Raw genomic sequence first — 13,607 nt, forward strand, 5'->3', positions numbered from 1 at the left:
ACGGGGAGCACACCAGACGGCGGGCTGCGGAAAGCGTGAAACAGGGGATGTGAAATAATGCGCATGCATTATTTCACATCCCCTGTTTTAATTAAAATGCGTCCTTGTGAATCAGCAGGAATGAACCGGCTGTGCAGGCCGGGCAGAAGCAGTAGGTGGCACCCTGGGCTTTTAGTTCACGGGCCTTTTTAGCAAACTGAGCGGCTGTATCTTTGCCCAGTGCTTTTTCACCGGCAGGAGACTCAAAGAACGGGATGACATGATCCAACGTAGAGACGTCTTCTTCCAGCTCTTTTATGAGAGCTGCCGTTTTTTCTTTTTGAGCCGGCGTGCCCACGCTTTCCAGCCATGCCTTGCAGGCTGCCTTCAGTTCAGCGCAGCAGGTCGGTGCTTCCATTGTTTCCTTGACCTTGCTTTTCATCATTTCGAATGTCACTTCAGCCATATTGTGCACCTCCAGTTATGATAAAACATTGTTCGTGCTATGGGAAAACAGAGGACTTTCTGTTTTCTCTATTATTATATCTCACAAATGCAGTTTCGAAAAAGAGGGTACCTGTCGTCATCGGCGGTATTTTTTTTACTCTGTATCTAAAGTTTCAGCGTAGCCAGATGGAAGCTTTTTCCCTTCCGCTGTGTTATACTATAAAGGCAATGTAAGTACTTTGGTAGGGGATGGGTCACTTATGTCACTTGATTTTTTGCGTAAAGAAGGGGTCAATGAAGACCTCATCAAAGGTGTAGAAGACTATCAGAAGAAATATCCGATTGCTGAAGAGAGCAAGCAAAGGATTCCGGTTCCGCATTTTCCTTTTTTCGGTAAAGAAGTCTGGGAAGATGCCTTGTCGGCACTTTTATGCGGACAGAACCTGCTTTTGGTAGGACCCAAGGCGACCGGCAAGAATGTACTCGCCGAGAATCTGGCCCAGACCTTCGGACGGCCTATGTGGAACGTCTCTTTCCATATCAATATGGATGCGGCCGCGATGCTGGGAACGGATACCTTTAAGAACGGCCAGGTAGAATTTCGCCCGGGGCCTGTTTATCGCTGCGCTCAGGAAGGCGGATTCGGTGTCTTTGATGAAATCAATATGGCTCGTAACGAAGCCATGGCTGTACTGCACTCTCTGCTGGATTACCGCCGTACAATCGATATCCCCGGTTATGAAATGCTGAAGGTGAACCCTGCCTGCCGTTTTATAGCGACCATGAACTACGGGTATGCAGGGACACGGGAAATGAACGAAGCACTGATGTCACGCTTTGCTGTCATCAAGATGGATCCGATCAAGGAAGAACCGCTGACCCGTCTGATCCGTACCGAATTTCCAAGTATGAAGAAAGAGGCGGAGCAAGCCTTTGTTCAGATATTCCTGGATCTCGAAAAGAAGTGCAAAGAAGCGGAAATCTCCGATAAAGCACTGGATTTGCGCGGCCTCATCGATTCCCTGCATCTGATGCAGTCAGGCTTGGAAGCACATCGTGCCCTGGCAATGGGGATTACCAACAAATCTTTTGATGAATACGAACCGGCTTTGATTACCGATGTAATCAATCTGCATATTCCGGGAGAGTTCGAGCGCAAGGATATTTTTGAGGACTGATTGGTATGGCGAAACGGAAATACGATTACAAAAGAAGACGGGCCCTGAACATCGTCTGGGATGTGTCAGGAGATTACCGCTGTGACCCGGATTTCCTGTCTTTTACGCCGGAACACCACGAACCGAATCTGTATCTGAATGCGATTATCGGCCTGACGTATAAATATTACGACATGAAGCTGCTCAAACAGCTTTTTGACGAATTGGCTACTTCTTCTATGGCAGACTTGTTTTCTGATTTGCTGTGGCTTGGCATGGAAGGCGTGGTTTATCAGAAGGAGTTGCCGCATCGCCCTGTCCTGGCTTATCTGAGAAGGCAGCAGGCACTGAATTATTTTAACGGACCGCTGTCTATCCGTCATGGTGTGGCGCAGGAAATGCAGGCTGCCCGGTGGCATGAAGTATTGGGCGAAAAACCGAAACTTTTCGACCCGTGGGCGAAAGGGCTATATCAGGGACTGACGTTCGATCCCAATTGGACTACACAACAGATCTGTGATCATTTTCGGGCACTTACCAAGAAATATTTTGTCTCCCGGTTCCTCGTACGCGAAAGTCTGGAAAAGGTCATTATCGGCAAAAATCTGGGTAAGTTTCTTTCCTTCCTCGTACCACAGTTTAAAAAACTGAACGAGTCGGATTTGAATTTCCAGGTCCGTAAACGGGATGCGGACGACGTTATCGCCGGTAAAGAAGCTCACGATGGTTTGATGGCACTTTTGACGGGAGAAACTGCCGTCAAGAATTATCAATACATTGTGACCTGTTTCGGATCTTCTATTTATAGTTCTTCGCAAATGCTGGACATCGAACGAACGTACTGTACAGGTCCTCATGAAGGATGTCATCTGCATTTTACCCGTGGTCGTCTCGGCAGCAAGGGAGCAACGGGAGAAGCTTCCCGCTGGCTGGTCAATGCCGCAAAGCAGCGGGCGCGCAACCTGAATTATTACAAGGAAAACAGCGAAGCCTACCGCAAAAGTATTGCCCGGCTCGTGGCTCAGCTCCGCACGGCGCTGCAGCAGACCTATATGAAACTGCCCGTGCCGGCAAAGACAGGAGAATTGGTTCCTTCCTTGATTTGGCGGGGGCTTTACCTGGACGATGAACGCGTTTTCTACGGGAAAGAGATGCAGTATACGCCGGACTTTACTGTAGATATCATGCTGGATGGATCCGCTTCCCGCGGTGAATACCAGCGCGTCATTGCAGCCCAGGCGTACGTAATTGCCGAAGCACTGCGTCAGTGCGGTATTCCTTACCAAATATATTCATTTTGTACCATTCGCGGTTATACGGTCATGACGGTTTATCAGACATACCGGGAAAAGAAAAAGAGTCTCAGTGTGTTTAATTACTGTACGACCGGATGGAACCGTGACGGCCTTGCACTCCGCGGAGCACGGCAGCTCATGGGTGATCTTTCCTCTTCAAAGAAAATCTTGATGATGCTGACGGATGCCTCTCCTAACGATGACCGCCCGCTCCGTGACAGCGGAAACATTCTTCGTACGCACGAATACAAGGATGCACGTGCGATTGCCGATACAGCGGCGGAAGCAGCCTCTTTGCGGCGCGATGGTGTCCGCATCATCGGTCTTATCAATGACGAAATTTCCGGCGGCCTTGCCGAAGCAGAAAAAATCTTTGGCAAAGACCTGGTCCGGGTGAAGAAAATTGATAAAATGGCGGAAGGCGTCGGAAAAGCGCTCTGCCATCAAATTTCCACGTTCTGATAAGTTGGAAGGAGAATGGTCATGCGCCTGTTTGTGGCAATACGTTTTAATCCGAGGATGCTCGGGGCGCTCAGTCTGCTGATGGACACGCTGAAACGCAGCGGCGTGCGGGGACGGTACACGTCGCTGAATCAGCTGCACCTGACGCTTGCCTTCATCGGGGAGACTGATAAGGATGCAGAGGCGCTTCAGGTCCTGCAAAGCGTGCCGGTACCTCAAATGACGCTGGAACTTGATAAAATTGGTCATTTCGGGCAGCTGATTTATGTGGGACTCAAAGAAACACCGGAACTGATGGATTATGTCAAATCCCTGCGGGGAGCACTCAAAAAAGCGGATATTCCCTATGACGCCAAGCCCTTCAGACCGCATATCACACTTGTGCGGAAGGGAAGCCATATTCACCAGGCGGTCAAGGTTCCCATGGCAGCCATGGATGTTGCCGCCGTATCCCTGATGAAATCGGAATTCACCGAAAGAGGGGTAAAGTATACGGAACTCGGGAGAAGTAAATAGGAGAAAGAATAGGAAACGGCCAGTGCCAGAATCGGCGCTGGCCGAAACTTTTTTGCGAAAGAAGGAACGCTAAGTCGGGACTTCAGTATACATGCGCTTTTATGATATAATGAGGGCAGGATTTTTAACAGTAATGTAATCATTCAAGGAGGTGTCTTATGAAATTTTTTGACGCTCGTTTAGTACGTATTGTGCAGGAAACCAGAGATATTTATAGTTACATCCTGGAAATTCCTGAAGGATACACCTGGAAAGCCGGGCAGCATGCTGCTTTTCAGGTCAAGGGCTTTGCCCTTGATCCGAAAGACCGTGACACACGGATTTTTACGATTGCCTCGGCTATGGAAGATGGATACCTGATGTTTTCCACACGTATTGGTGAAAAGCATACAAGTCTGAAAGAGGTACTGCTGCATCAAATCAAACCGGGCGCTGTGATTGGCGTTGCGTCTCCGCTGGGATCTCTTGCCCTTGAACCGGATAAGTATAAAGGCATCCTTGCTGTGGCCGGCGGAATCGGAGTGACACCGGTTCGGGCCTTGCTAAGGGACTTCCTGGAACACCCTGCTGCGGGTTACGGTATTACTGTGGTTTATTCGGATAGTCACCAGGAATATGCCTATGCGGACTTTTGGGCAAAAGCACAAAAGAAGTTCCCCGGCCTGAATATGATTTTTGTGGCAGGGCGTGATCAGATGTCTGCCGCTGTCGACGAGTACGCACAGGCCCATGGCAGCGAATCTGAGTATCTCATTGCCGGTTCGCCTGCTATGAATAAGTCCTATACGGAACGTCTGGAGGCGCTTGGCATCAATAAGGATGCAGTCAAGACCGACGTCTTCATGGGATATTAAAAAATTGGCGGCCTCCGGGTGAAATTTCTCTGATTCATGTCCGGCACTTAAGGCTCTATCAATTGACTTTCCCTTGTTCAATTGATAAAATATCTCTGTATATTGTAAAAGGCGATGAACGGAAGCAGTACAGTCCGCCGCGTTGCAGAGAGGATGCGCATTGGTGCAAGCATTCACGCAGGCAGCTGGAAGTCGTCCGGGAGCCGGCAGGGTGAATCCATGAGCCTTGCCCGTCCAGGCTCGTTACGCTGATGAAGGTGCCCAGGCAGCTGGGAAAATAGGTGGTACCGCGAACAACTCGTCCTATCAATGGGACGAGTTTATTTTTTTAAGGAGGTTTTGTTGGGACATTATGGCAGAAGAAAATAATATTCCCAAGGTTTATAACCCTGCGGAAGTCGAAAAGAAATGGTATGCATATTGGATTAAAAAAGGCTATTTCCATCAACCTGTAGATAAGAGCCGGAAACCATTCAGTGTGGTTATCCCGCCTCCTAATATTACGGGTAAGCTTCATATGGGCCATGCCCTTGATAATACCCTGCAGGATATTCTTGTCCGCTGGCATCGTATGATGGGAGATAACACTTGCTGGCTTCCCGGTTATGACCATGCCGGTCTGGCTACGCAAATCAAGGTAGAAGAAGAACTGAAGAAAAAGGAAGGCCTGACTCGTTATGATCTGGGCCGTGAAAAATTCCTGGAACGTGTCTGGGCCTGGAAGGAAGAATATGGCGACAGAATTGTCACGCAGCTGAAATCCCTCGGTATTTCCTGTGACTGGGACCGTCAGCGTTTCACCATGGACGAAGGACTGTCCCGTGCGGTGCGTGAAGCTTTTGTCAGCCTTTATGAAAAGGGCCTTATCTATAAGGGCACACGTATTATCAACTGGTGTGTCAACTGCCGTACGGCTCTGTCCGATGTAGAAGTTGAACACCAGGATGATCCGGGCCATTTGTGGTATGTGAAGTACCCGATTGAAGGCGAAGATGGTAAATACCTGACGATTGCAACGTCCCGTCCTGAAACCATCCCCGGTGATACGGCGGTAGCTGTTAACCCGAATGATGACCGGTATAAAGATCTCGTTGGCAAACAGATCCGCCTGCCGATTATGGACCGCCTGATTCCTATTGTCGCCGATGACTATGTAGACGTTGAATTTGGTACCGGTGCCGTTAAGATTACGCCGGCGCACGATCCTAACGACTACGAAGTCGGTCAGCGTCAGAAACTGCCTTCTATCACGGTTATCGGACTTGATGGTAAGATGACCAAGGATTCCGGCAAGTATGAAGGCGAAGACCGCTATGAATGCCGTGAGCATATCGTCAAGGATCTGGATGATCTGGGCTTGCTCGTAAAGATTGAAGATGCTCCGCACTCCGTCGGCCATTGCCAGCGCTGCCATCATGTGGTTGAACCTCTTATTTCCACGCAGTGGTTTGTGAAGATGAAACCGCTTGCCAAAGCGGCCATTGAATGTGTGGAAGACGGCCGTGTTCAGTTTGTGCCGCCCCGCTTCACGAAGACCTATATCAATTGGCTGGAAAATATCCACGACTGGTGCATTTCCCGTCAGATTTGGTGGGGTCACCGGATTCCTGTCTGGTATTGCGATGACTGCGGTGCCCAGGTGGCTTCCCGCACGGATCTTACGACTTGCCCGAAGTGCGGCAGCACGCATATCCATCAGGATGAGGATGCCCTGGATACCTGGTTCAGCTCCGGCCTGTGGCCATTTTCCACGTTTGGCTGGCCGGACAAGACGGAGGAACTGGCACAGTTCTATCCGACGAGCGTCCTTGTTACCGGTTATGACATCATTTTCTTCTGGGTTGCCCGCATGATTACGATGGGTATGGAATTCATGAAGGACATTCCGTTCCATCATGTCTTCATCCATGGCCTGGTCCGCGATGATCAGGGACGCAAGATGAGTAAATCCCTGGGCAACGGCATCGACCCTCTGGAAGTCGTCAATAAATATGGCGCCGATACGCTGCGCTTTATGCTGATTACGGGCAATACGCCGGGCAATGATATGCGCTTCTATTGGAACCGCATTGAATCGACCCGTAACTTTGCCAACAAGATCTGGAACGCCTCCCGTTTTGCACTCATGAACCTGGACGGCTATGATCCGAATGCTAAAAAGGCTCCGTATACGCTGGCTGATAAATGGATTCTGTCCCGCCTGCAGCATACAATCGCCGACGTGACGAACTTCCTAGGCAATTTTGAACTGGGTGAAGCCGGCCGTCTGATTTATGACTTCATCTGGGGTGAAGTCTGTGACTGGTATATTGAAATCATCAAACCGCGCCTGTATGGCAAAGTCAGCCCCGAAAGCCGTGCTACAGCGCAGGAAGTCCTGTGCCGTGTACTGACGGACGCCATGAAGCTGCTGCATCCATACATGCCGTTCATTACGGAAGAAATCTGGCAGCATCTGCCTCATGAAGGCGAAAGCATTATGATTGCCCCCTGGCCGAAAGCCGATGAATCTCTGATGGATGACGAAGCTGAAAAAGGCATGACGGCCATGATGGATGTCATCAAAGCTATTCGTAACATGAGAGCTGAAGTCAATGCGGCTCCCGGTAAGAAAGCACCGGCCATTGTTCTCGTGGAAGATGATCTGCGGGATACTTTTGCCAGCAATGAAGACTATATTAAATTGCTGGGTACCGTGGATAAGCTGACGCTGGGCGCTATGGATGACGCAGTTCCTGAAAATGCCATGACGGCTGTAGTGACGGGTGCCAAGGTGTATCTGCCGCTGAAAGGCCTCATTGATGTGGATAAGGAACTGGCCCGCCTGCAAAAAGAACTGGACGGGGCAGAAAAGGAACTGAAGCGCGTGGAAGGCAAGCTGAATAACCAGGGCTTCCTGTCCAAAGCTCCGGCAGCTGTCGTTGAAAAAGAAAAGACCAAGAAGACGGAAGTGGAAAGCCGTCTGCAAGGCCTTAAGGAACGGATGGAAACCCTTCGCAAACTCTGATTGAAAGGAGAATGGCACCATGGCAATGGATTATGCAGAGGCTCTCAGCTACGTACAAGGCCTCGGCAAATTTGGAATCAATCTGGGCATGGAACGTATCCAGGGGCTGGCCGAAAGACTGGGACATCCGGAACGTCAAATCAAGACGATTCACATTACCGGGACCAACGGTAAGGGCAGTGTTGCCTCTTATCTGAGTCATATACTGACAGCAGCCGGAAAGAAAACCGGCTGTTACACCTCTCCGCATTTTGTGCGCTACAATGAACGGATGACGATAGACGGCGAAGAAATTTCTGATGCCGATTTTGCTGCCGTTACTGAAACAGTTAAGCAGGCTGTCGAAGCGTTCATGGCTGACGGCGGTGAGCAGCCAACGCAGTTTGAAGTGCTGACAGCCATGGGGTTCCTGTATTTTGCCAGGAAACGCGTAGACTATGCTGTCATAGAAGTCGGCATGGGCGGACTTTGGGATTCTACGAATATCATTATTCCGGAAGTTTCCGTAATCACCAATGTGACTTTGGAGCATACAGCGCGTCTGGGCAAGACCATAGCGGCTATTGCCGAACAAAAAGCGGGCATCATCAAGGAGGGCGTTCCCGTTGTCACTTCCTGCGAAGGAGACGCATTGAAAGTGGTGGCTGAAACGGCTGCTGCCAAGCACTGCCCCTGCTTCGAATGGGGGAGGGACTTCTCCTATACCGCGCTTAAGGGGTCAATGGATACGCAGGTCTTCCGTTATACAGCGGATGGAAAGGACATGGATGTGACCATTCATCTTGCCGGGGACCATCAGCTGATCAATGGGGCCGTGGCCGTCAAAGCTGCGGAAGTCCTTGCTGCAAAAAATCCGGCTATTACGCAAAAGGCAATTTTGCGCGGGATGGCAGAAACAACGTGGCCTGGCAGGCTGGAATTGATTCATCATCATCCGGATGTGATTCTCGACGGGGCACATAACCCGTCGGGAGTAACCGTGCTGAGAAAGGCACTGGATGAATATTATCCTCATGCACACCGGATCTTTGTCTTTGGTATGATGGGGGATAAAGATGTCAGCAAGGTAGCTGATATTCTCTTCCGTGAGGAGGATACGATTTACACAGTGCAGGCTGATGACACGGCACGGGCGGAAAAGCCGGAAAAGCTGGCGGCCCGTCTGCACAAAAAGGCCGTTCCTGTGGATGATCTGGCAGCGGCTTTTAAGAAAGCACTGTCGGAAGCAGGTCCGGATGACGTCGTGCTCGTCTGTGGTTCACTGTACTTGATTGGGAATTTCAAGGGAATGGGCCTTGATCAGGTGATGGTATGACCAATAAGCGAATTTTTCCCGAATCGTGGAATTTAAACCAGGTTCTTTACGGGCTGCTGGCGTTATATATGTTTGCGCTGCCGCTCTATCTTAAGGCTGCACAGGGCATATTCATTGTCATGCTCGTATTGAATGTAATTAACGTCATCAGGACGCGTCAGTTCTGGCCGGATGCTCATATTTCCAAGAAAATCAGCCGCCCGCTGTGGGGACTGTTTATTCTGAGCGGTCTCAGCATCATCTGGTCTCCTGACCCTGCCTTGTGCGGATATAACTGGCTGTATGTAGTGGGTCAGGAAGTAGGGATGTTCTACTTTATGCTGCGCTACGGCAGCACGGGGCGCCGTTCCTTGTTTCTCGTCAAAGTCTTCATGGTGGCAGCTGGGATTGTGGCAATTTACGGCATCTGGCAGTATTTTTACGGAGTGACCGTGCAGGATATTGAATGGATTGATCACTACGCATTCCCCACGATGACGCGTCGTGCCATTTCTACGCTGGAGAATCCGAATATCCTGGCAAGCTTCCTTGTCCTCACGGTTGCTTACAGTGAAGGGCTGTTCGGGCCGTTAAAGGGAGGCAAACGGAGAACTTCCCTTGTGATTATCTTCGTTGCGTCTGTAACGTGCCTCATGCTGACATTTTCCCGTGGTAACTGGATTGCTCTCTTTTTTGTCCTGTTTGTCTTTGCCGGAGCCTTTTATCATAAGGCAATCCTGCCGTTTGTAGGCGGCGGCCTGGGTGTGCTGTACCTTGGCTGGGACCAATTGGCAAACCGGATTATGTCTATCTTCTCTATTGAAGATACTTCGGCAGAACTGAGAGTGATGTATCTTGAAAGCGCTACATCGATGATTGAGGAGCATCCCTTCGGCGTCGGCTGGTATGGGTATCAATTTGAATTCCCTGACTACAACTGGGGCTACGTTGATCCTGAAGTAATTATGTATCACAGTCACAATATCCTGACTAACGTGGCTGCCGAACTGGGTATTGTGGGGCTTATCCTGTTTGTCTATGTGATGTATCAGCTTATCAAGACGGCACGGCAGATTCGCCATCGCAAAGTTGATCCCTGGATTCGCGGCATGGCCTGCGGGTATATGGCTTCCATTGTCGGAATCTTCGTGGCCGGAATGACGGACTATACGCTCTTTAATCTTCAGCTTGGTATTCTTTTCTGGATCTTTAATGCTATGCTGATAGCACTCGAAAGTATTACCAAGGATAACGAACCTATAGAAGAACCGTAAATAATCATCAAGGGACTGTGAAATAATGCGTGTGCATGATTTCACAGTCCCTTTTTCACGCTTTCCGCCTCCAGCCGTCCGCTGACCGCAGTTCGTCTGTGGAAGCAAAATTGCCTTTCATTAAAACCAAACCGTCAGGTTGGGTATTCCTTTGGGAACTCCTTCCACGCAGTCGGAAGGATGAGCCACGAAGTGGCGGAAGATAGGTATCAATCCAATGCTACATGCCATAAGCAAAAGGCTAAATGCGTTTTTTATTCCCTCGCTATCGGCAGCTATCTGCAAGCTGCTAACGGCTATCTGCCCTTTAAAAATGGATTTTATTTTTTTAGAAGCTCTTATTGTGTGGGTTGCTAGCCGCATTGCGGATAGATACTCGGTGAGTCCAACTAAAAAATCTCCGTCCCCCTTCAGGGGAACGGAGATTTTTTATACGAGGATGAGATTAGATTTCAACATCCTTCTTTACTTGTCTTACGACATCCATGATGGAACCGTCACGAGCTTCAATGATACCGACAACACGGTCTTCGAATTGAACCGGATCCGGCTTGCCGACAATCTTGTAAGCCTGGTCACGAAGTTCTTCAATCGTGCAGATTGGCAGATCGCAGCCCTTGGCAGCTTCGATGATGTCCTGACGTTTCGGGTTGATAGCGATACCATAATCGGTAACGACTACGTCAACCGTTTCGCCCGGAGTCGTAACAGTGGTGCAGTCTGTGCAGATAGCAGGGCTGCGGCCTTGCAGCAGCGGAGCAATAACGATAGTGCACTTTGCACCGGCAGCCGTATCAGGATGGCCGCCCTGAGCACCGGTGATGACGCCGTCGGAACCTACAACTACGTTAACGTTGAAGTGGGTATCAACTTCGAGAGCACCGAGGATTACGAAGTCCAGCTTGTTGACATATGCGCCCTTGTTGAACGGATCAGCATACTGGGAAGTCGTGATTTCGTAATGGTTCGGGTTGGTCTTGATATCTTCGATAGAATAGGTATCGAAGTCCTGGGTATCGGCAATCTTGTTGATCAGGCCTTCATGCTGCAGTTCGCAGATGGTCTGGGCAATACCACCCATAGCCACGCCGATATGAACATTGTCGTTTCTCAGATGTTCAGCCAGATACTTGGTGGAAGCGATAGAAGCACCGCCTACACCGGTCTGATAGATGAAACCGTCTTTGTACCAGGGCATATGAACCATGAAGTCTGCAGCATACTTAGCCATCAGGAGCTTTCTCTGGTCAGTAGTCGGCTTAGCAGCACCGGTAGCAATCTTGCTCGGATCACCGATGGCGTCAACCTTTACTACATAGTCAACGTTGGTCATATCAATGGAAGCCGGTACGTTCGGGAACGGAACCAGCGTATCCGTTACGATAACAACTTTGTCAGCATACTGAGCATCAATGGCTGCGTAACCGAGAACGCCGCAGTCACTGCCGGTAGCACTGCCCACAGCACGAGCGTTGCCCATGTCATCGGAGCAAGGAGCACCAATGAAGGCAATGTCAATATGGGTCTCGCCGGTTTCAACGGCGCGAACACGAGCACCATGACCACGCATGATAGCAAGGCCCTTCAGTTTGCCGTTGGAAATAGCCTGACCAATCGGTCCACGTACGCCGGAAGCCTGGATATTGGTAATCGTGCCGTCTTCAATCATCGGAACAATCGGAGCCTGAGCTTTACCGAGGGAGGAAGCGCAGATGGTGATATCTTTGATACCCATCTTGTGAACAGCTTCCATAACCATGTTGACGACGTAGTCCCCTTCACGGAAATGATGGTGGAAGGAAAGGGTCATGCCATCATGGATACCGCATTTCTTCAGAACATCTTCAATGGAATCTACCACTTTGCTGTAATGGGGATCCATGACAGGAGCTACCGTGTGGGTAGCAGCCTTGTATTCAACGAGGTGTTTGGCAAAGCTGCCGCGGAAGACGTCTTTGCCGGTTGCCTTCAGGATCTCTTCAGGAATCTCTCTACCTACTGCATTCTTCATCTTATAAATCCCCCTTATAAACACCGGCTGCCTTAGCCAGGGCGATCGTTCTCTTAGCACCGTCATAGAAAGCGATATCCAGCATCTTACCATTGATGGTGAATACACCGATACCCATTGCTTTCTTGGTGTCGATTTCGCGAACTACGGCTTCAGCCCAACGGATTTGTTTTTCGGTCGGAGTGAACACTTCGTGGCAGATAGGAATCTGACGCGGGTTGATGATGGATTTACCATCAAAGCCCATGGTTCTGATCATTTCGACGTCCTTGCGGAAGCCTTCCATGTCGTCCAGATCGGTGTAAACGGTATCGAAGCACATCTTGCCGGTAGCACGAGCTGCGATAACCATTTGCTGACGGGCACCCATCAGTTCAACGCCGCTCTTGGAGATGGAGGTCTGCAGGTCTCTGGTGTAGTCGCCGCCGGAGAGAGCAACGCCAAACAGACGATCGGAAGCCTTGCAGATATCATAAACGTTCAGGATACCTTTCGTAGATTCGATAGCAGCCATAATCAAGGTAGAACCAACTTCACGATGGAATTCTTTTTCAGCTGCCGTAATGGCATCTTCAACAATCTTGACATCCTGGGCAGATTCGCACTTGGAAATACGAATGGTATCAGCACCGCCTGCTACGCAGACACGGATATCTTCCTTCCAGTGCGGAGTTTCCAGACCATTGATACGGACAACGCGTTCGCATCCATGATAATCAATTTCCTTCAGGGCATGGAACAGGGAATAACGGGCAGCATCCTTCTGGTTTTCAGCTACGGCATCTTCCAGATCCAGCATGATGGAATCGGGTTTATAAACATACGGATCTTTGATCAGGCTCGGTTTTTGTGCGTTCAGGAACATCATGGATCTTCTTAAACGCTTGAAGTTAGGATTCGTGTTTGCCATATTATAAGACCTCCCAAGGATTCGGAGTATCCGGGTCCTCATTGATAGAACGGAATACAGCGCCTTCTACACGTGCTTTCAGTGTGCAGTCAAGTGCACCCTTGTCAACAACGGAAACCTTGGCGTTCTTAACGTCGAGTTTCTTCAGGGTATCCAGGACAACAGCCTTGATTTGTCTGCCATACTGATGAATCACACTGCTTTCGATGGAGAGTTCAATGCCGTTCGTACCGGGTTCAACCGTAATCTGGGCATCAGAAGACTCAACAGTGCCAGCCATGGCTGCCTTCTTTAATTCCATGAAAATTCCTCCTTCGTTAAAACAAGAACTGTTTAGATTCTTACATACTGATAGTAACACAGGAAAAAATGGAAAACTAATATAAATAATGGTATAATCA

The 13,607-nt window shown here is 49.6% G+C and carries 11 protein-coding genes and 1 other annotated feature; of the genes, 7 read left to right on the forward strand and 4 right to left on the reverse strand.

What is annotated here, in order from left to right:
- Positions 1-91 precede the first annotated feature (91 nt).
- On the reverse strand, positions 92-445 hold the full coding sequence (locus LKE33_05600; protein ID MCH3950392.1) for a hypothetical protein: 354 nt from the start codon (positions 443-445) through the stop codon (positions 92-94).
- Positions 446-686: 241 nt separating this feature from the next.
- Here LKE33_05600 and LKE33_05605 point away from each other — a divergent pair, with 241 nt between their 5' ends.
- From LKE33_05605 to LKE33_05635, 7 genes are all read left to right on the forward strand, one after another.
- Positions 687-1,604, forward strand: a complete 918-nt coding sequence (locus tag LKE33_05605) for a MoxR family ATPase (protein ID MCH3950393.1) — start codon at positions 687-689, stop codon at positions 1,602-1,604.
- Positions 1,605-1,609: 5 nt separating this feature from the next.
- Complete coding sequence (locus LKE33_05610; protein ID MCH3950394.1) at positions 1,610-3,340, forward strand: hypothetical protein; 1,731 nt, start codon at positions 1,610-1,612, stop codon at positions 3,338-3,340.
- A 21-nt stretch (positions 3,341-3,361) separates the two neighbouring features.
- Positions 3,362-3,856, forward strand: coding sequence for an RNA 2',3'-cyclic phosphodiesterase (gene thpR / locus LKE33_05615; GenBank protein ID MCH3950395.1), 495 nt, complete (start codon positions 3,362-3,364; stop codon positions 3,854-3,856).
- Between the two features lie 158 nt (positions 3,857-4,014).
- Complete coding sequence (locus tag LKE33_05620; GenBank protein ID MCH3950396.1) at positions 4,015-4,710, forward strand: FAD-dependent oxidoreductase; 696 nt, start codon at positions 4,015-4,017, stop codon at positions 4,708-4,710.
- A 105-nt stretch (positions 4,711-4,815) separates the two neighbouring features.
- Positions 4,816-5,019 (forward strand) — a binding site (T-box leader).
- Positions 5,020-5,062: 43 nt separating this feature from the next.
- Positions 5,063-7,717 (forward strand): valine--tRNA ligase, encoded by a 2,655-nt coding sequence (locus LKE33_05625; GenBank protein MCH3950397.1) that lies wholly within the window; start codon positions 5,063-5,065, stop codon positions 7,715-7,717.
- A gap of 19 nt (positions 7,718-7,736) precedes the next feature.
- A complete protein-coding gene (locus tag LKE33_05630; protein ID MCH3950398.1) occupies positions 7,737-9,032 on the forward strand; it encodes a bifunctional folylpolyglutamate synthase/dihydrofolate synthase in 1,296 nt (431 codons plus the stop codon).
- A complete protein-coding gene (locus LKE33_05635; protein MCH3950399.1) occupies positions 9,029-10,285 on the forward strand; it encodes an O-antigen ligase family protein in 1,257 nt (418 codons plus the stop codon). The genes LKE33_05630 and LKE33_05635 overlap by 4 nt, the downstream gene beginning before the upstream one ends.
- Positions 10,286-10,730: 445 nt before the next feature.
- Here LKE33_05635 and citF read toward each other — a convergent pair whose 3' ends face one another.
- The 3 genes from citF to citD are packed head-to-tail and all read right to left on the reverse strand — an operon-like array spanning position 10,731 to position 13,507.
- The gene (gene citF, locus LKE33_05640) at positions 10,731-12,296 is read right to left on the reverse strand and encodes a citrate lyase subunit alpha (GenBank protein ID MCH3950400.1); all 1,566 of its coding nucleotides are present in this window, start codon (positions 12,294-12,296) and stop codon (positions 10,731-10,733) included.
- Position 12,297: 1 nt separating this feature from the next.
- On the reverse strand, positions 12,298-13,206 hold the full coding sequence (locus LKE33_05645) for an aldolase/citrate lyase family protein (protein ID MCH3950401.1): 909 nt from the start codon (positions 13,204-13,206) through the stop codon (positions 12,298-12,300).
- 1 nt (position 13,207) lies between these two features.
- Positions 13,208-13,507, reverse strand: coding sequence for a citrate lyase acyl carrier protein (gene citD, locus LKE33_05650; GenBank protein MCH3950402.1), 300 nt, complete (start codon positions 13,505-13,507; stop codon positions 13,208-13,210).
- Positions 13,508-13,607 lie beyond the last annotated feature (100 nt).

The sequence above is a fragment of the Acidaminococcus sp. genome (genome assembly GCA_022482815.1).
GTDB lineage: Bacteria > Bacillota > Negativicutes > Acidaminococcales > Acidaminococcaceae > Acidaminococcus.

Excerpts from the sequence above, each read along its gene's own strand:
- LKE33_05620 (MCH3950396.1), top strand. The coding sequence starts at position 4,015 with ATGAAATTTTTTGACGCTCGTTTAGTACGTATTGTGCAGGAAACCAGA.
- LKE33_05625 (MCH3950397.1), top strand. The coding sequence starts at position 5,063 with ATGGCAGAAGAAAATAATATTCCCAAGGTTTATAACCCTGCGGAAGTC.
- LKE33_05610 (MCH3950394.1), top strand. The coding sequence starts at position 1,610 with ATGGCGAAACGGAAATACGATTACAAAAGAAGACGGGCCCTGAACATC.
- LKE33_05645 (MCH3950401.1), bottom strand. The coding sequence starts at position 13,206 with ATGGCAAACACGAATCCTAACTTCAAGCGTTTAAGAAGATCCATGATG.
- LKE33_05605 (MCH3950393.1), top strand. The coding sequence starts at position 687 with ATGTCACTTGATTTTTTGCGTAAAGAAGGGGTCAATGAAGACCTCATC.
- LKE33_05600 (MCH3950392.1), bottom strand. The coding sequence starts at position 445 with ATGGCTGAAGTGACATTCGAAATGATGAAAAGCAAGGTCAAGGAAACA.
- LKE33_05635 (MCH3950399.1), top strand. The coding sequence starts at position 9,029 with ATGACCAATAAGCGAATTTTTCCCGAATCGTGGAATTTAAACCAGGTT.
- LKE33_05630 (MCH3950398.1), top strand. The coding sequence starts at position 7,737 with ATGGCAATGGATTATGCAGAGGCTCTCAGCTACGTACAAGGCCTCGGC.
- thpR (MCH3950395.1), top strand. The coding sequence starts at position 3,362 with ATGCGCCTGTTTGTGGCAATACGTTTTAATCCGAGGATGCTCGGGGCG.
- citD (MCH3950402.1), bottom strand. The coding sequence starts at position 13,507 with ATGGAATTAAAGAAGGCAGCCATGGCTGGCACTGTTGAGTCTTCTGAT.
- citF (MCH3950400.1), bottom strand. The coding sequence starts at position 12,296 with ATGAAGAATGCAGTAGGTAGAGAGATTCCTGAAGAGATCCTGAAGGCA.